The 18,236-nt window shown below is 66.8% G+C and carries 14 protein-coding genes and 1 riboswitch; of the genes, 4 read left to right on the top strand and 10 right to left on the bottom strand.

Features of this window, described 5'->3' with window-relative positions; all coding sequences use genetic code 11:
- Position 1 precedes the first annotated feature (1 nt).
- The 4 genes from NX784_RS26340 to NX784_RS26325 all read right to left on the bottom strand — a co-directional run bounded on the left by NX784_RS26340 (position 2) and on the right by NX784_RS26325 (position 4,029).
- Entirely contained in the window at positions 2-1,267 is a 1,266-nt protein-coding gene (locus tag NX784_RS26340) for a DEAD/DEAH box helicase (RefSeq protein WP_258819641.1), read from the bottom strand.
- 140 nt (positions 1,268-1,407) lie between these two features.
- Positions 1,408-2,118, bottom strand: a complete 711-nt coding sequence (locus NX784_RS26335; RefSeq protein WP_258819640.1) for a PEP-CTERM sorting domain-containing protein — start codon at positions 2,116-2,118, stop codon at positions 1,408-1,410.
- A 179-nt stretch (positions 2,119-2,297) separates the two neighbouring features.
- A complete protein-coding gene (locus NX784_RS26330) occupies positions 2,298-3,554 on the bottom strand; it encodes a D-amino acid dehydrogenase (RefSeq protein WP_258819639.1) in 1,257 nt (418 codons plus the stop codon).
- A 121-nt stretch (positions 3,555-3,675) separates the two neighbouring features.
- A riboswitch (TPP riboswitch) is annotated at positions 3,676-3,781 on the bottom strand.
- Positions 3,782-3,900: 119 nt separating this feature from the next.
- Complete coding sequence (locus NX784_RS26325; protein ID WP_258819638.1) at positions 3,901-4,029, bottom strand: hypothetical protein; 129 nt, start codon at positions 4,027-4,029, stop codon at positions 3,901-3,903.
- A gap of 204 nt (positions 4,030-4,233) precedes the next feature.
- On the opposite strand from NX784_RS26325, the gene NX784_RS26320 reads away from it, so the two are divergent.
- Positions 4,234-4,731, top strand: a complete 498-nt coding sequence (locus tag NX784_RS26320) for a hypothetical protein (protein ID WP_258819637.1) — start codon at positions 4,234-4,236, stop codon at positions 4,729-4,731.
- Positions 4,732-4,810: 79 nt separating this feature from the next.
- Positions 4,811-6,115 carry an NAD(P)/FAD-dependent oxidoreductase gene (locus NX784_RS26315; RefSeq protein WP_258819636.1) on the top strand — a complete coding sequence of 435 codons (1,305 nt, stop codon included), beginning with the start codon at positions 4,811-4,813 and terminating at the stop codon, positions 6,113-6,115.
- Positions 6,116-6,152: 37 nt separating this feature from the next.
- Here the strand turns inward: NX784_RS26315 and NX784_RS26310 are convergent, their stop codons facing one another.
- Positions 6,153-6,860, bottom strand: coding sequence for a sensor histidine kinase (locus tag NX784_RS26310; RefSeq protein WP_258819635.1), 708 nt, complete (start codon positions 6,858-6,860; stop codon positions 6,153-6,155).
- Between the two features lie 145 nt (positions 6,861-7,005).
- Here NX784_RS26310 and NX784_RS26305 point away from each other — a divergent pair, with 145 nt between their 5' ends.
- Positions 7,006-7,512 carry a hemerythrin domain-containing protein gene (locus NX784_RS26305; protein ID WP_370662977.1) on the top strand — a complete coding sequence of 169 codons (507 nt, stop codon included), beginning with the start codon at positions 7,006-7,008 and terminating at the stop codon, positions 7,510-7,512.
- A 12-nt stretch (positions 7,513-7,524) separates the two neighbouring features.
- On the opposite strand, the gene NX784_RS26300 is transcribed toward NX784_RS26305, so the two are convergent.
- Positions 7,525-9,180: a response regulator gene (locus NX784_RS26300; protein ID WP_258819634.1), complete on the bottom strand. Its 1,656-nt coding sequence runs from the start codon at positions 9,178-9,180 to the stop codon at positions 7,525-7,527.
- 236 nt (positions 9,181-9,416) lie between these two features.
- Between NX784_RS26300 and NX784_RS26295 the strand changes: the two genes are divergently transcribed.
- On the top strand, positions 9,417-9,863 hold the full coding sequence (locus NX784_RS26295) for a hypothetical protein (protein WP_229421059.1): 447 nt from the start codon (positions 9,417-9,419) through the stop codon (positions 9,861-9,863).
- Positions 9,864-9,978: 115 nt separating this feature from the next.
- Here NX784_RS26295 and NX784_RS26290 read toward each other — a convergent pair whose 3' ends face one another.
- The 4 genes from NX784_RS26290 to NX784_RS26275 form a co-directional block, all read right to left on the bottom strand.
- Positions 9,979-12,285, bottom strand: a complete 2,307-nt coding sequence (locus NX784_RS26290; RefSeq protein ID WP_258819633.1) for a TonB-dependent receptor — start codon at positions 12,283-12,285, stop codon at positions 9,979-9,981.
- A 417-nt stretch (positions 12,286-12,702) separates the two neighbouring features.
- Complete coding sequence (locus NX784_RS26285) at positions 12,703-13,728, bottom strand: GGDEF domain-containing response regulator (RefSeq protein WP_258819632.1); 1,026 nt, start codon at positions 13,726-13,728, stop codon at positions 12,703-12,705.
- 155 nt (positions 13,729-13,883) lie between these two features.
- A complete protein-coding gene (locus tag NX784_RS26280; protein WP_258819631.1) occupies positions 13,884-16,958 on the bottom strand; it encodes a hybrid sensor histidine kinase/response regulator in 3,075 nt (1,024 codons plus the stop codon).
- Between the two features lie 230 nt (positions 16,959-17,188).
- On the bottom strand, positions 17,189-18,022 hold the full coding sequence (locus NX784_RS26275) for a response regulator (RefSeq protein WP_258819630.1): 834 nt from the start codon (positions 18,020-18,022) through the stop codon (positions 17,189-17,191).
- Between the last annotated feature and the right edge of the window lie 214 nt (positions 18,023-18,236).

Below are 18,236 nucleotides of genomic sequence, written 5' to 3'. Positions count from 1 at the left end.
CTCAGCGCCGGAACCGTACGTCTTCCTGCACGACGGGCGCATCGGCGCGCGTGTCCTTGGCGCCTTTCGGTTTCTTCGGTTTCTTCGGCTTCTTGACGATGGCGCCGGACGCCGTCGTCTGCGGCACGCGGTGCTCGGGTTCGAAGCCCGCTTCCTCCTCGCGCGTCAACGCCTGCTGCGTCAGCGCCTCGATCGCGGCGAGCTGCTGGACCTCGTCCGCGCAGACGAGCGACACCGCCTCGCCCGACGCGCCGGCGCGGCCCGTGCGCCCCGTGCGGTGCACATAGTCTTCCGCGACGATCGGGAGGTCGACGTTGACGACGACGGGCAGGTCGTCGATGTCCAGGCCGCGCGCGGCGACGTCCGTGGCGACGAGGACGCGCACGTCGCCCGCCTTGAAGCGGTCGAGCGCGCGCAGGCGCGCGGGCTGCGGCTTGTCGCCGTGGATCGAGTCGGCCGCGATGCCGCGCGCCGCCAGGAGGTCGACGAGCTGATCGACGCCCTTGCGCGTCTTGACGAACGCGAGCACCTGCGGCCAGTCGTGGCGCGCCAGCAGGTGCAGGAACAGCTCGGGCTTGCGCTTCTTGTCGACGGGGACGATCCACTGGCGGATCGCCTTGACCGTCGTGTTGCGCGGCGTCGCCTCGATGCCGACGGGGTCGTGCAGCAGCTTCGTGGCGAGCGCACGGATCGGATCGGAGAACGTGGCCGAGAACAGCAGGGTCTGGCGCTGCTTCGGCAGCAGCGCGAGCAGGTTGTCGATGTCGCGCGAAAAACCGAGGTCGAGCATGCGGTCCGCCTCGTCGAGGACGAGCGTCTGCACCTGGTTGAAACGGACGGCGTTCTGGCGCTGCAGGTCCAAAAGGCGCCCCGGCGTCGCGACGAGGACGTCGACGCCCTTGCGCAGGCGCATCATCTGCGGATTGATGCTGACGCCGCCGTACGCCACCATCGTGCGCAGCGGCAGGCCCGCGCCATAGGCCCGCACGCTTTCATGCACCTGCTCCGCCAGTTCGCGCGTGGGGACGAGGATCAACGATCGCGCCGCATTGCTCGCGACCTGGCCGCCATCCATCACGAGGCGCTGCAGCAGCGGCAGCACGAAGCCGGCCGTCTTGCCGGTGCCCGTCTGGGCGGCGGCCATGACGTCGCGGCCGGCCAGCACGGCGGGAATGGCCTGCGCCTGGACGGCGGTGGGCGTATGGTACGAGAGCGAGGCGAGGGTGCGCGTGATCTGGTCGATCAGGCCGAGCGAAGCGAACGACATGGCGGTGGTGACGTGTGTAAAAGGCGACAGTGTAACCTGTCGTGCCGCCTCGCCGCGCGACGCGAATGCGCGATGGGGAATGTTGACAGGCGCCGTCAGCTACATGCCCTGACGGCGCCTGGAGGCAGGTGCTGCCTTGCTTACTTCTTTGCCTGGCGGCGCTTCGCGCGGAATGCGAGCAAGCCGGCGCCGAACAGGGCGATCGAAGCCGGTTCGGGCAACTCGCGCTCGAACGCGCCCACGTACACGGTGTCGGGCGTCGCCTCGGTGGTGCCGTACGCGAACTGCACGCCGCCCCCGACCACGCAATCGCTCAGTACGGGACAGAACGCCTTGGCCGCCAGGCCCTGCGCGCTGTCCAGGACGAAGCGGTGCTTGCCCGACACGCCCACGCCGTCGCTGTCCTTGAGGATCAGGTCCGGCCCCGTATAGGCGAAGTACTCCGTCGTGCCCTTTGTCTTGTTGTACAAGCTCAGATACAGGTCGGTGAGGGTGGCGTCATTGGCCGGGGCGCCTTCGCTGACGTTGACGACGAGGCCAAGATGGCTCGCGTCGGTCAGGCCGGTGATGCTGCTGAGCAGGTAGGTGTTGTTGCCCGCGCTGCCGGCCGTGTTGTCGCCACCCTGCAAGCCCATCTGGCAGTCGTACGTCGCGTTGGCCAGATTGCCGGAGTAGGTCACGCAGCCGGACTCGGTGCCATTGTCAGAACCGCCGGGGCGATTGTTGTCCTGGACGGTCACGACGGTCGAGACGGCACCGAGCCCCGTCCCTTTCACTTGCACGCCGTTGACGTACAAGAGGTCTGCGAACGCCGGCGACGCCCCGGTCAGGATCGCGGCGGCGGCTGCCACTTTCAGAAATGTAGATTCATCACGCTAGCTCCTAAATACACCTGGGTCAGGTGCAATTCACGTGAAAAGCAAGTCGCGTTCCAATACATACGATTTGATATAAATCAAAGCCTTGGATCTTGCTTCTTGTAACTTCGTGGCGCGATGTAAAATTTACCGAATGTAATATGTGGTAATCATTAGTTCACAAAAAACGCGATATCCACCTCCGGCCGGCGTCCGGAGACGATGTCGGCGATGGCTTTTCCGGAGCCGCATCCCATCGTCCAGCCCAGCGTGCCGTGCCCCGTGTTCAAGTACAGGTTCGCCAGGCGCGTGCGGCCCACGTACGGGACGTTCGACGGCGTCAGCGGCCGCAGGCCCGCCCAGTACACCGGATCGTCGTAGTCGCAGGCACCGGGGAACAGCGCGCGCACGCGGCGCGTGATGGCGGCGCAGCGCACGGGATTCAGGTCGCGCGTGTAACCGTTCAGCTCGCAGGTGCCGGCCACGCGCAGGCGGTCGCCCAGCCGGGAAAACACGAGCTTGTGGCCGTCGTCCGTCAGCGAGACCGTGGGCGCCGCATGCGGGTCGACGATGGGGTAGGTGGCGGAATAGCCCTTGCCCGGATAGATCATCAGCCGGATGCCCAGCGGCGCGAGCAGCTGCACGGAAAAACTGCCCAGGGCGACGACGACGGCGTCCGCCTCCAGCATCCGGTGCCGGCCGGCATCATCGATGATTTCCACGGCGTCCACTGCGCCGCCGGCTTCGCGCAGGCGCGTCGCCGTCGTGTTGTACAGGAAGCGGATGCCGGCTGCCGCGCCGCGCGCCGCCAGTTGCGACGTGAACCGGTAGACGTCGCCGGACTCGTCGCTGGCCGTGAAGTCGGCGCCGACGAGGTGGCGCCGCACGGACGCCAGCGCCGGCTCGATGCGCACGGCCTCGTCGGCATCGACCGTCATGCGCGGGCAGCCCAGCTCGCGCATCGCGGCCGCGGCGCGGCTGGCGTGCGCGAATTCCCGTTCGTCCGTATAGAAATGCAGGATGCCGCGCGTGAGATCGTCGTAGGCGATGCCCGTCTGCGCGCGCAGCGCCTGCAGGCTGCGGCGGCTGTAGTCGGCCAGGGCGACGATGTTGCGCAGGTTCGCGGCCACGCGCCCGGGCGCGCACTCGCGCACGAATTGCAGGCACCAGCGCCATTGCAGCGGATCGGCGCGCAGGCGGAACAGCAGCGGGGCGTCCTCGCGCCCCAGCGACCGCAGCACCTTGACGAGGCCGGCCGGCGTGGCCCACGGCTCCGCATGCGACACGGAAATCTGGCAACCGTTCGCGAAACTCGTTTCCTGGGCGGGGCCGGGCTGGCGTTCGATGACGGTGACGTCGTGGCCAGCTTCGGCCAGGTACCAGGCGGAGGCGGTGCCGACGACGCCGGCACCGAGGACGATGACGTTCATGGTCGTACCGCCGCGGCTGGGTACATGGAAATGCGGGAAACCGGGTGGTGCTGCATGCCGCTCCTCGTTGACGTCTCGGTGACGGGTGGAGCCGGCAAGGGAGGGCCGGACCCGGTACGCGACCGGTGTCCGCATGCTTCCCTTCGCTGGCATTACCCAGATCAGGTTCGAAGGGTGTGTCTCACCCGCGGGCCGCGTGTGCGGCTGCAGGACCCCTAGCGTTGCCTTATGGCAGGGTGGATTCTAACCGCTGGGCGGCGCGGCGGTAAAGCGCCTGCGAACGGCTGAACGAGGGCGCCGGCACGCGGACGGGGCCGGAAGAGGGCGGCTGGCCGCGCGTGGCGCGTCAGCCGGCGATGGCGGCAGTGGCTGCGGCCACGGTGACGGTGGGTTTCACCGGTTCGCGCCTGTCCTGGCAGGCCACCAGCATGAGGCAGGCCAGCAGGAGCAGGCTCCAGCGTGCACGATGTTTCATGACGCTCTCCTTTGGCGCCAGCTTAGCCCAACGCGGCCGCAGGCGGCGCGCCGCTCGCGGCGGTTCAGAAACGGCAACCGAGACCCATCGCCGCGTTTGTCGTTTTCCCGCGTCGTGACAATGTAAGCATCTGTTGCAGGCAATCGGGCGCAACGTTTCGTTTGATAAACTACTGTGCATATAAAACCATAACGAGGTCATCCTATGAAATCCCTGATCTTCGGCGCAGTCCTGTGCGCCGCCGCGTACCCCGCGCTGGCCCAGACCAACGTCTCCGTCAGCGTCGGCCAGCCCGGCTTCTACGGCCGCATCGACATCGGCGACTACGTGCCCCGTCCCGTCGTGTACGCGCCGCAGCCGGTGATCATCACGCCGGCGCCGCAGTACATCGCGGAACCCGTGTATCTGCGCGTACCGCCGGGCCACCGCAAGCACTGGGCCAAGTTCTGCGGCCGCTACGGCGCCTGCGGCCGTCCGGTGCTGTTCGTGCGCGACGAGTGGTACACGAACACGTACGTGCCGCGCTACCGCGAGCATGTCGGCTACCGCGAGGAATACCGCGCGCCGCGCGTCGTCGAGCGCGTCGAATACCGTGACGGTCCGGGCCGCGAAGGCTGGGAGCATGGCCGCGGCCACGGCGAAGGCCACGGCGAGGGCCATGGTCACGGACACGGACACGGCCACGGTCACGACCGCGACTGATCCGTGACGGGCGCTTCAAGCGCCCCGTAGTAGACTGTTTCCGTTTGCCCGACAGCGGGCGCGACCGACGGAGGCAGGATTGCAGAGCGATATCGTGATCGTGGGCGGCGGTGCGGGCGGGCTGGAGCTCGCCTGCAAGCTGGGCCGCAAACTGGGGCCGGACAAGGTGACCCTCGTCGACAGCCGGCTGTACCACGTGTGGAAGCCGTCGCTGCACGAGGTGGCGGCGGGCACGCTGGACATCCACCAGGAAGGCCTGTCGTACCAGATGCTCGCGCACGATCGCGGTTTTTCTTTCGTGTACGGCGCCATGACGGCGCTCGACGCGGCGGCGCGGCACATCACGATCGCGCCCGTGACGGCCCCGGGTGACGGCGAAGAAGTGCTGCCCGAACGCACGCTCGGCTACCGTTCCCTCGTGATCGCCGTCGGCAGCACGTCGAATTATTTCGGCGTGCCTGGCGCGCGCGAACACACCATTTCCCTGAATGCCACCGAGGACGCGGAGCGGTTCCGCCTGCGCCTGTTGCGCCTGCTCGCCCAGGTCGAGCAGCAGAAGGAGGACGGCGCGGCCGACTCCGGCCTCGACATCGTCATCATCGGCGGCGGCGCGACAGGCGTCGAGCTGGCGGCGGAATTGCGCGAAGCGTCCGGGGCCTATGCCGCGTACGGCTTCCGCCGGCTGCACGTGCGGCGCGACGTGCGCATCACCTTGCTCGAAGGCGCGCCGCGGATCCTCGCGCCGTTGCCGGAGCGCGTGTCGACGGCGGCCGCGCGCCTGCTCGACCAGCGTGCCATCCGCGTCGTGCCGGACTGTCGCGTGAGCCGCATCGACAAGAAACAGGTCAGCGACAACCAGGGCAACGTCTACCCGGCCGACCTGTGCGTGTGGGCGGCCGGCATCCGCGCGCCCGAATTTTTAGGCTCACTCGGCCTGCCGCTCGCGAAGGGTGGCCAGATCGAGGTCGACGCGCACCTGCGCGTGCCGGGCGTACCGGACGTGTACGCGCTGGGCGATTGCGCCGCCTGCACGGACGGCAACGGCACTCACGTCCCGCCCCGCGCCCAGGCCGCGCACCAGCAGGCCGACTACCTCGTCAAGGAATTCGTTGCCCAGGCCGCCGGCGGGCCGCCCCGGAAGGACCCGTACGTCTACCGCGACTATGGCTCGCTCGTGTCGATCGGCCGCGAGACGACGGTCGGCAACCTGATGGGGTCGCTGCGCGGCGCGAGCCTGTTCGTGGAAGGGTTCATGGCCCGCATCATGTACATGAGCCTGCACCTGATGCATCACCAGGCCGTACTGGGCGGGTTACGCACCGGGCTGATGGCGCTGGGGCGCTTCCTGATTCGCAGGACGACGCCCATCGTGAAGCTGCATTGAGCCGGCGCGACGGCGCGGCCGTTCAGGCGGCCCGCGTTCAGGCGGTCTGTTTCGGCAGGATCAAGGTCAGCGCCGTCCCTGTACCGTCCGGGCCGGGGGTCAGCGTGAGCGTGCCGTTCAGCACGCGTGCCCGTTCGCGCAGCATGCGCAAGCCGTGGCAGCTCACGGGCATGGCGCCGCCTGTGCCGGGGCCGACGCCATTGTCGCGGACGGTCAGCATGGCCTGGTCGCCATCGTCGTCGAGGATGACGTCGACGGACGTCGCCTGCGCGTGCTTGGCGACGTTGCGCAAGCCTTCCTCGGCGCAGCGCAGCAGCGCGACGCCCTGGGCGCGCGTGTAGTCGGGATCGTCGTCGGGCATGCTGGCGCGAGCCTTGATGCCGTGCTCGCGGCCCCAGTCCTGCACGAGTTCCGCAATGGCGGCCTTGGGGCCGAGGAATTCCAGCTTGTCGTTCCAGAGCGCCAACTGCATCTTGCGGTTGGTCTCGATGATGTTGTTGAGCAGTTGCTTCATCTGCGCGGCGCGGTCACGCTGCGGCTGTTCGTGCAAGTGTTGCGACAACAGGCCGAGGTGCATCGTCAGCGCCGTCATCGACGAACCGAGACTGTCGTGCAGCCGGCGCGCCAGCTGGCGCCGCTCTTCGTCCCAGCAGGTCGTCAGGTGGGCCAGGAGTTCGGCCAGCTCGGCGGCGCGCGCCGCATGCTGGCTGTCTTCTCCGGAATCCGGCGGATGAGAGACTTTCATGGAAGCAACCAATTTATGTTTCTCTGGATGATACAACAGCTTGCGCCAAGACGGCGCAGGAATCGTCTTTGTGAGTTCCCGTACAGTCCGATGTTGCATTTCGAGCGATGCTGAAGGCTGACAACCCCCACGCAAGGAGATACACATGAGCACGAGATCGCAATCCGGCACCCAGTCCGGCACCCAGTCGAACGCCATGGCCGCGCGCCAGGACGCCATCGCCCTGCTGACAGCGGACCACCGCGAAGTCCACGACATGTTCGAGCAGTTCGAGCAGTTGGGCGACCGCGCCCGCGCGAGCAAGGAAAAGCTGAAGGAAAAAATCTGCAAGGCACTGATCGCGCACACGACGATCGAGGAAGAAATTTTTTATCCGGCCGTGCGCGAACAGATCGAGGACGGCGAGGACATGGTCGACGAGGCCACCGTCGAGCACGCCGCGGCGAAGGACCTCATCCAGCAACTGCAGGAAATGGAGCCGGACGACGAGCTGTTCGATGCGAAGGTGAAGGTGCTCGGCGAGCAGATCGACCACCACGTCGAGGAAGAAGAAAAGGAAATGTTCCCGAAAGTGAAGAAGAGCGGCCTCGACCTGCTCGCGCTGGGCCAGGAAATGGCCATGCGCAAGCAGGAATTGATGGATACGCTGTAAGCCCGGGACTGCTCAGCCGGCAGCTGCCGGCTGGGCCAACGGCAACCCCTGACCGGTCGGACGGGCCGTCACGCTGGCCAGCTGGTCGAGGAGGGTATTCAGTTCGACGGGCTTGACGAGGTGCGTGTCGAAGCCCGCTTCCAGCACGCGGCGCTGGTCTTCCGCCAGGCCGTATCCCGTCAGCGCGATCAGGCGCACGCCGCTCGTCGCCGCTTCCTGGCGCAGGCGGCGCGCCACTTCGTAGCCGTCGATGCCGGGCAGCCCGATGTCGACGAGGGCGACGTCCGGCACGTGGGCGCACGCCATGCGCACGCCTTCCAGCCCGTCGCCGGCCTGCAGCACGGGGTAGCCGAACGTACCCAGCATCGTGGCCATCATTTCGCGGCCGTCGTCGTTGTCCTCGATCAGCAGCACAGTGGGCTTGCCGGCCTCGAGCGCCGCTTCCGGCGCGGGCGCGTCCGCGGACGCGGCGGCTTCCGTGCGCGGCAGGCGGATCTCGAACGTACTGCCGCTGCTGTTGCCGGGGCTGCTCGCGCTCACCGTGCCGCCATGCAGCTCGACGAGCCGCCGCACGAGCGACAGGCCGATGCCCAGGCCGCCCTGCGAGCGGTCGATCGAGATCGCGCCCTGCACGAACACGTCGAACACGTGCGGCAGGAGGTCGGGCGCGATGCCCACGCCGGAATCGCTGACGCGCAGCACGACCTCGGTGCCGATCGCCGCGACGGTGATCTCGATGCGCCCGCCGGCCGGCGTGTACTTGAGCGCGTTGTCGATGAGATTCGTCGCGATCTGTTCCAGCCGCGTCGCATCGCCGTCGACCCAGCCCGGCGTCAGTTGCGCATCGATGTCGTAGCCATTCGTGCGGCCCGTGGCGCGGAACGTGTCGAGGCAGCTCGATACGAGCGTCGCGATGTCGAGGCGCTTGCGCGACAGTAGGATCTTGCCCGACATGGCGCGCGACAGGTCGAGCAGGTCGTCGACGATGCGCGACAGGTGCTGGCTCTGGCGCTGGATGATGACGCGCGCGCGGCCGACGGAATCGGGCCCGACACCCGGCATGCCCAGCAGCGACGACGCGCTGCTGATGGCGGACAGCGGATTGCGCAATTCATGGCCCAGCATCGCGAGGAATTCGTCCTTCGCGCTGCTCGTGCGTTCGGCCGCGCGGCGCTCTTCCATCTCGCGCACGAGGCGCTTATTGGTTGCGATGAGTTCGGTCGTGCGCTGCGACAGTTTCTCGGCCTGGCGCTTGAGCTGGTCGTTCTTCATTGCCAGCGCGACGAACACCTGCACCTTGGCGCGCAACACCTGCGGGATGACGGGCGTGAACAGGAAATCGGCGGCGCCGCGCTGGTAGGCCTTCAGGCGGTCGATCTCGTCGGCCAGGAAGGCCGTCACGAAAATGATCGGGATGTCGGCCGAGCGAGGGCGCTGGTGGATCGCCTCGGCCGTCTCGAAGCCGTCCATGCCGGGCATGTTCACGTCCAGCAGGATCACGGCGAAATCGTGGCGCAGCACTTCGCGCAGCGCGTCCTGCCCGGAGCGCGCGGACAAGACTTCGTAATTGCTTTCGTCGGCCCATTGCTCCAGGAGGCTCGTCAATGCAAGCAGGCTGGCGGCATCGTCGTTGACGACGAGAATCTTCGGTTTGTCGATGTTGGACACGGCGTTCGTACGGGTCGGTACACGATTTACAAGCTCTTCAGAATAACAGAGCATGCCGCTTTGCAAAATAAGTTAATAAAAACTGTTGCAATTCGTCATGATAGCATGGCCCGGCCGGGGCCAAAAATCAATCGTGCGCGGCAACCGTCAGGGCATCGTTCGCTGCCGCACATACCGTGGCAAGACCGTATGCGATAGTGGGTTCGGAAGACAGGCGCCAACTTGAAAGGACCGACATGAACATCCAGATCATCGTCAACGACACCCATCACGATAAATGTTTCCGCGAACTGGTCAACGAGCCGGTGACGGCGCTGCGCCATGTCACCCAGCAGCAGGCCGACGCGCTGCGTGATGCGTTCGGTATCAATACCATCGCCGAGCTGGCCGACCTGAAGCTGGTCAAGTGGGCGCGCGCGATCCGGACGATGGCCAGCGCCGAGACCGAGCCGCGCGAAGCCGTCGCCAAGGAGACGCTGCTGGACGACGCCGTGGAAATGACGTTCCCGGCCAGCGACCCCGTCTCCGTCACGTCCAGCATCACCCGCATCGAGGTGCCGCCGGAAAAAGTGGACGCGAGTTCCGACCACCAGAACGCCGCCGCGATCGAGGCGCACAACGAGCAGGCGATCGGCTGCCGGGCGCTGGGCCCGGGCGGCGAAAAGACGGCCGGCGCGGCCTGATCCCGCGCGGGAAGCATTGCCGGGCGAGGCGCCCGCAACGACACGTTAACGGCTGCGGGCCCGTCCGGATATGCTCCGGCGCGGGCCCGCGGTGCTTCGTGCGCGGTGAACGGGTTTAGAAGTTCACACGGAACTGCGCGCCGATGTTGCGCGGTTCGTTGACGATGCCGGTCAGGTTGTCGAAGTCGATCGCGGCCACCACCTGGATGCGGTTGGTGATGTTGCGGGCGAACGCGGCGACTTCATACTTGCCGTTGTCCCACTTGTAGCCGACGCGCAGCCCGCCTTCCAGCAGGGCCTTCGCACGGTATTCCTTCGCTTCGTACAGGAACATGTTGTACTCGGTGCGGTATGACCAGTCCGTGAGCGCGTACAGCTCGCCGTCGGCCAGCGCGTGCGAATAGCGCAGCGTGAAGTTGGTCTGCCATTTCGGCGAACGCGGCAGCGGCAGGCCGTTCAGCTTCTGCGTGTACGGGAACGGGCCCGGCGTGCCGGTCGGGGTGCAGCCGTTCACGCCGTTCGTGTTGGGCTGGTTGCCGCAGGTCTGCACGAACAGGTTCGCGTCCTTGATCTCGGTGTCGTTGTAGCTGGCACCGAGGCTCGCGCGCCAGTCGTCCGACAGGATCGCCTGCATGTCCAGTTCCACGCCCTGGCCCGTGACCTTGTCCGCGTTGATCAGCTGGTTCATGTTGATCGTGCCGCTGCCGGCCGTCAGCTGCTTGTCCTTCACTCGGTACTGGAACGCGGTCGCGGACACGCGCGCGCGGCGATCCAGCAAGTCGGCCTTGATGCCCGCTTCATACGACAGCGCTTTCTCGGCGCCGGCCATCGACGGCTTGTCGGCCAAGCCGTTCAGGCGGCCCTGCATCGACGGTGCGCGGTAGCCGGTGGCGACGCGTGCGAACAAATTCGTGTCGGCGTCCAGCGCATAGGTGGCGGAACCGTCCCAGCTGATGTTGTGCGAATCGCTGTGCAGCGGCAGCGGGCCGCTCGTCTGCGGCGGTTCGAAGCGCTGGGCCACGAAGTCCTTCTTGTCGCTCGTGTAGCGCAGGCCACCGCGGACCTTCAGCTGGTCGGACAGCTTGTAGGTCAACGTGCCGAACACGGCCGACGACTTGGCATCCTGGGTCTGCGTCGCGTAGGCGGCGTTCTGCGGATTGCCCGGAGCCAGCGTGTTGAAGCTGATGGAATCGATGCGGATGTGCTCGTCGAAGTAGAACACGCCGGCCATCCACTGCAGCGGATCCTTCGTGTTCGATTCGAGGCGGACTTCCTGCGTATATTGGTGGTGTTCCGGCAGCAGGTCGGCCGTCTCGACCGTGAAGGGGATGAATGCCGGCTGGCCCGGATAGTTCGGGCCCATCGGCGGCGCATACACGGCGCCCACGCCGCCGTCGACGTCGCCGCGGCTGTAGAAATAGGCGTGCTCGTAACCCGTGATCGAGTGCAGGGTCATGCCGTCCAGGTCCCAGCGCAGGCGCAGGTTGGCGCCGCTCGTGCGCAAGGTCTGGTTGTTGCCGCCGTCGGTCGGGTAGCTGCCGTAGTCGAAGCCGTCGACGAGGTCGTTCGTGCCCTTCTTGATGATGTTGGCGCGGAACAACGTCGCATTGCCCTTCATGTCGCGCGCATGCACGTTGAAGAGGGCCGAGAAGTCGCGCGTCGGCTTGACCAGCAGTTGCACGCGGGCGGCGTTGTCGTCGTAGCCTTCGAAGTCCTTCGTGTACGCGTTCGGCTGCGGGTTGTGTACGCGGTCGTTGCGGTGCTGCGACTGCAGGGAGACGCGCAGGGCCATCGTGTCCGACAGCGGCATGTTGTACGCGCCTTCCGCGTTCACGGTGCCGTAGTTGCCGGCGCCGAGGACGGCATAGCCTTCCGTCTTGAATACAGGTTTCGCGGAGTCGAACTTGATCACGCCGGCCGGGGAGTTACGGCCGAACAGCGTGCCCTGCGGGCCGCGCAGCACTTCGACCTGGTCCACGTCGAACACGGGGAAACCCTTCAGCATGGGGCTTTCCTGCACGATGTCGTCGACGACGAGGCCTACCGGCTGCGACGCGTTCAGGTCGAAGTCGGTATTGCCCTGGCCGCGGATGTAGAAGCGCGGGAACGAGCGGCCGTAGTCGGACTCGACGTTCAGCGACGGCGAGCGGCCGGCCAGGAAGCGGATGTCGGCGCCGCCGGACGTCAGCACGTCGAGCTTGTCGCCCTTGATCGCGGTGACCGACATCGGCACGTCCTTGAGGTTCTCGGCGCGGCGCTGGGCGGTCACGATCACCGTTTCCAGCTGCTGGGCCGGCTTGGCCGTGGATTCCTGTGCCGTCGCCTGGTCCGGCTCGTCGGCCAGGGCGTACAGGGGGAAAGCGCTCGTCACCGCGGCGGCGAGCAGGGTGCGGGCAAACAGTCTGTTGGGACGTACGGGCATGTTACGCATCTCTTCCTTTGTTGGAGCTGGATGTCAGTCGACGTTGCAATAATCGAAACTCTCTCGTTTTTGTTTCTTTGTGATTTAGCAAAGAATATGCATCCTAACAGCAAAAGGATTTGGGAAAGATTACCGCCGATTTATTTGAAAAACAGATAAATTAGTTACATAAATGATATTTGCCATGTCATGGCGCGCTCGTGCATAGTGGTCGGTTCGGTCTAACCGTGTAACAGTCGGGGTGTGAGGGCAAGGCGGCCGCGCCGGCGTACGTACGGCGCCCGGTCGGGCACCGGCCGGTACATGCCGTATGTTTTCAGCAACAAAAATGCGTTGCTAATACCCAACAGGCAACAACGTTAAAAGCATGAAAAAGGGCTGCCGAGGCAGCCCTGTTCGCGAGCGGGAGCGGCGCCGTCAGCGATGCTGCGCCAGTTCCGGCGACGGCACGACGGCCGGCGCGGGCGCCGGTGGCGCGATGGTCGGCTTGACGGCCAGCGCGGCCTGGCGCGCGGCGCTGCCATTGGCGCAATAGCGGTTCTTGCCGGCGCGCTTGGCTTCGTACAGCGCGTAGTCGGCGATGCTGATCAGGTCGACGACATTCTCCGCATCGTCCGGATACAGGCTGATGCCGATGCTCGTCGACAGCTGCAGGGTGAGGTCGTTGATGAAGAACGGCTCGGACAACGCTTCGACGAGCTTGGCGGCCGGCCCTTGCGCATCGGCCAGGCTGTGCACGTCGGCCAGCAGGACGATGAACTCGTCGCCGCCGAGGCGCGCCACCGTGTCTTCCTTGCGCGAATTCGACAGCAGGCGTTGCGACACCATTTTGAGGATCTCGTCGCCGTAGGCGTGGCCGTACGTGTCGTTGATGGCCTTGAAGCCGTCCAGGTCGAGGTACATCACCGCGGCCTTGTGGTGGTTGCGGTTGGCGTGCTGCAGCGCCGTCTCGATACGGTCTTCCAGCAGGCGGCGGTTCGGCAGGCCGGTGAGAGCGTCGTGCAGCGCCAGTTCCTGCTGGGCGCGGCTGTACTGCGCCAGCTCCTTGTACAGCAGGCGCACTTCCAGCATGTTGTGGATGCGCTTGTGCACCTCCAGCAAGTCGAACGGCTTGCTGATGAAGTCGCGGGCGCCCGCTTCCAGCGCGGCGATCTTGAAGCTAGGCTGCGCCGTCAGGGCGAGCACGGGCAGGTAGCCGCCCTGTTCGATTTCCTTCAGGCCCTTCATGACCTGGAACCCGTTCAGGCCGGGCATTTGCAGGTCGAGCAGGATCAGGTCGTAGTTGTGTTCGCGATGCAGCGGGCATACTTGTTCCGGCAGCATCGTCGAACTGCCGTCGGTGTAGCCTTCCTCGCGCAATATCTCTTCCATCAACTCGATATTGTCGGGGGAATCGTCTACGACCAGGATCTTCGCGTTCAGGATGTCTTGTCGGCTGGGCATGCGTAATCTCATCAAATCAAGGCCGGCACCGCTGATTTCTCAACGTTAAACCGACTCTAGCGCAACATTCCTAAGTCTAGCAAAACCCCAAAGAATTTCTTGTAGGACAGCGCCGCGTGCGTGGGTAGGAACATTATTCACTATTTTCCATGACGCTAGCGTACGCCATTTCTGCCCGCAGCGGATGCGGCAGCACGATTCGCGAGGGGGCCGGACGGGCCGACGACCGATGCAACTGTTGCAATTAGTTCACTCGGCTCGACCGGTTTGGAAATATGCGCGGAGAACCCAGCTTCCAGCGCACTCAACCGGTCTTCCGAGCGGGCGAACGCCGTCAAGGCGATGGCCGGCACGTGGCTGCCTTGCTCGCGCCCCAGGTGGCGCACCCAGTCGAGCAGCTCGAACCCGTCCACTTCCGGCATGCCCAGGTCGCTGATCAGGAGGTCGGGCGCGCGCTCCTTGAACAGCGCGAACGCGTCGCGGGCGCTCGCGGCCATGCGCACGGACGCGCCGCAATCGCTCAGGATGCGCTTGATCAGTTCGCGCGCATCGCGGTCGTCGTCGACGACGAGCACGTTGACGCCGGACAGGTCGAGCACCGTCATTTCCGGCGTGGCCGGCGTCGGCAGGATCATGGCGCTGCGGGCGTTGCGCGCGGACGGCCCCGGCTGCTGCTTCGCGAGCGGCAATTCGATCGTGAACGTGGCGCCATTGCCTTCGCCGGCGCTTTCCGCGCGCACCGTGCCGCCGTGCTGCTCGATCAGGTGCTTCACGATCGCGAGACCCAGGCCGAGGCCGCCGTGGCGCCGCGTCATCGACGCGTCGGCCTGGCGGAAGCGTTCGAATACGTGGGTGATGAATTCCGGCCGGATGCCGGCGCCGTTATCGCGCACGGTGATGACGACGCTCGTGTCGTTGCGGTCCAGGTCGATGCTGACGAGGCCGTCGCGCGGCGTGAACTTGATCGCGTTCGACAGCAGATTCCACACGACCTGTTGCAGCCGGGCCGGATCGCCGGCGACGAGGCCGGGGTCGGCGGCGTAATGCTTCTCGATGCGGATGTTCTTCGCGTCGGCGGCGGGGCGGACGGTCTCGATGGCGGCGTCGATGAAGCCGGCCGGTGCCACCGACTGCATGTCGAGCAACACCTTGCCGGACGTGATGCGGCTCATGTCGAGCAGGTCTTCGATCAACTGGGCCTGCGCGCGGGCATTGCGTTCGATCGTCTGCAGGCCTTTCTGCAGGTCGTTCTGGTCGCGGCTGCCGCGGCGGAGCACCTGCGCCCAGCCGAGGATCGCCGACAGCGGGGTGCGCAGCTCGTGCGACAAGGTGGCGAGGAATTCGTCCTTCATCTGGCTCGTGCGCTCGGCCTCGGCGCGCGCCTGGCGTTCGCTCTCCAGCAGGATCTTGCGTTCCTCGGCCGATCGCTGCGCCGCTTCGTACAGCCGCACGTTGTCGATGGCGACGGCGGCTTGCGCAGCGATGCCGCTCACGATGCGCTCCGTGCGTTCGCCGAACACGCCCGGTTCCGGGTGGCCGAAGAACATCGTGCCCAGCAATTCGCCGGAGTGGGCGACCACGGGGACGGCCAGATAGCTGCGCACGGCCGGGTGGCTGGCGGGCAGGCCGAACGGCTTCGCCTCGCGGAAGCGCGGGTCGTGCGTTACGTCGTCCGAGCGCAAGAGGCCGGCGGGGCGGTCGGCCAGGCCCGGCCCGAACAGTCCGCTGGGGCCCGCCGCGCCGAACGCCTCGATGCCGGCCGGGCTGCCGCCCGACACGGTGTACAAGGTGAACAGGCTGCCGCCCTTGCCGTCGCCGTCGATGCCGTCGTCGCGGCCCAGGTACAGGAACGCGCCCTGGCGCGCCCCGGCGATGCCGGTGGCGGCGTCCGTGGCGACCTGCAGCAGCGAGCGCAGGTCGCGCGTGGACGTGAGCGCGCTGCCCGTGCTGTTGAGCAGTTCGAGCACGTGCGATTCGTCGCGCAGCGCCTGCTCGGCGCGCTTGACCTCGTCCACGTCCGTGTTCGTCCCGAACCAGCGCAACACCTTGCCGTGGCGGTCGCGCACGGGATTCACGCGCGTCAGGAACCAGCGGTACGTGCCGTCGCCGCTGCGGATCGGGTATTCCATCTCGCACGGGTTGCCGGTCTTGATGCTGGTATTCCAGCGTTCCAGCACGGCCGGCAGCACGCTGGGTTCCACGGTCGTTTGCCAGCCCCAGCCGACGACCTGGTCCGGTGTCGTGCCGGTGTATTCGAACCAGCGTTCGTTGAACCAGACGATGGCGCCGTCGGACTGGGCCATCCAGGCCAGCTGCGGGATCGTGTTGGCGAGGGCACGCAGCACTTCCTCGCTCTGGCGCAAGGCGTCGGCGGCGCTGCGGCGCGCGGTGATGTCCTGCACGACGCCCGTCATGCCCAGGACGCCGTCGCGCCGCACGGGGTCGGCGTAATCGGCGCGGCCGACGAGCGCCACCCAGCGCGGTTCACCGTTCGGGCCCGGCAGGCGGCATTCGAGTTCGAGGTCGCTGTGGCCGGCAAACGCCTGCAGCACGGCGCGGCGCACGCTTTCGCGGTCGCCGGGGTCGAGGCGGGCGCGCAGTTCGCTCCACGCGAGCGGCTGCTCGGCGGGCAGGCCGAAGATGGCGGCCGCCCGTTCACCCAGCATCACGCGGTCGGTGCTGGCGTCCCAGCGCCAGTCGCCCAGGCGGCCCGCGGCCAGTGCCACCTGCAGGCGGCTGTTGCCTTGCTGCAGGGCCTGCTGATCGGCCTTGCGCCGGTCGATGTCCTGGAAGTACAAGGTGAGGCCGTCCGGCGACGGATGGGCGCGCACTTCGAACCAGCGCTTCAGCGCGGGCCAGAAGAATTCCTGGATCGCCGTCTCGCGGCTGACCATCGCGCGCCGGTACACGGTTTCCAGCATGCTGCCGCGCAGCTCGGGGAACGTGGCCCACAGGTCGTGGCCGATGAGGCTGGGGCGGGTCTTTTGCAGCGGCGCGAGCATTTCCAGCGCGCGCCCGTTGATGAACATGATGCGCCAATGATGATCGACGGCGCAGAAGCCGTCGGTCAGGCTCTCGAGCATGTTTTCCATGCGCGCATTGGCCAGGCCAAGCGCGGCGCGCGCTTCCTGCAGTTCGCGCGCGGCCGTGGCCGGATCGGAGGCAACAGCGGGCGCGGCGGCAGTGGGCTGCGCCGGAGGCTGCCGCAACTCGTCGCGCTCGTCGTTCACCGTACGCCTCCCAGCGAGATCACCGAGGACGGCGCCAGGCCGAGCGCGCCTGGCTCGGAAGGGCGGGATGCGTTGCCGGTGGGCTCGAATTCGATCATTGGTCCGGCCTCTGCGCGCAGGACCGTCGGGCCGCGCGGAACGTGCGGGCATGTCGGTCCACGGCGCGTCACGAGCCGTACATCGATTCTAGCCCAGCCCGGGCCTGGCGTTGCACACCTTTGCCGCATCGGTCAGGTGCGCGCCGGCAGCGGGTGCGCCACCTTGTCGAGGGCCTGCTGGAGCTGGTCGAGCTCGTAGGGCTTCTGCAGCGACAGGTAGGGGAATTCGACGTGGCGCAGCAGCGTGTCGCCGTAGCCCGACGCGAAGATGACGCGCATGTCGGGTGCCTGCGCGACGGCCTGGCGCGCCAGTTCCACGCCGGACATGCCGGGCAGGCTGACGTCCGTGAACAACACGTCGTAGCGGCCGGCCGCCAGCCGCGCCAGCGCGTCGTGGGGATGGCCGACGCCGTCCGCCTCGTGGCCGAAGGCGCGCAGCATCTCGCACACGAGGTATTGCGAATCGACGTTGTCCTCGACGACGAGGATGCGCATGGGGCCGCCCGCTTCGTCCAGATCCGTTTCCGCCGGGGCCGGGGCGGGCGCCAGAGCGCACAGCACACCGGCCACGTTGCCGTCGTCCGCGCGTACGGGCGTGAAGTGCACGTCGTAGCGGCCGCCGCCCACGCTGCCCGCGAACGCGAGGTCGCGATCGGCCGCGCAGGTGGCTTCGCCGTCCCACGCCCGCTCCAGTTCGGTGCCCCCGACCGCCAGCGGCGGCGGCATCACCGGGGGCACGTTCCCGCCCGGAACCCGTCCGTACGCGGGGCCGGCCAGCGCGCCGTACGCATCGTTGAACAGGACCGTCATGTCGCGTCCCCACACGAGCAGCAGCGGCAGCGGGGTGTTGAACATGAAGTCGGCGGCCAGCCGGAGCGCCGGTGGCCACTGCTGCGGATCGCCGAGCCGGGAAGTGGACCAGTCGAACGAACTGGAGGATTGGGCGGACCTGCCGGGAAAAAGCATAGCGCAGTCGATAATGTTATCTAAACGAAAAGAGGATGCATCGTACACCAAATCGGAAGGCGGGGGCGGCACGACTGGATACGTTTCCGCAGGAGAAAAGCGGTCGGATGGGACGAGGGAGCGGTCGCAAAACAACAACATGCGGCGGCGTCGATTTTGCACCACAGCATAAATGCGCTGACGAAATGTCCCGCCGACGCCGGCGTCGGTGCGC

This window comes from Massilia pinisoli (assembly GCF_024753285.1).
Taxonomy (GTDB): Bacteria; Pseudomonadota; Gammaproteobacteria; order Burkholderiales; family Burkholderiaceae_D; genus Telluria; species Telluria pinisoli.
This window is presented reverse-complemented; position numbering and strand designations above follow the sequence as displayed.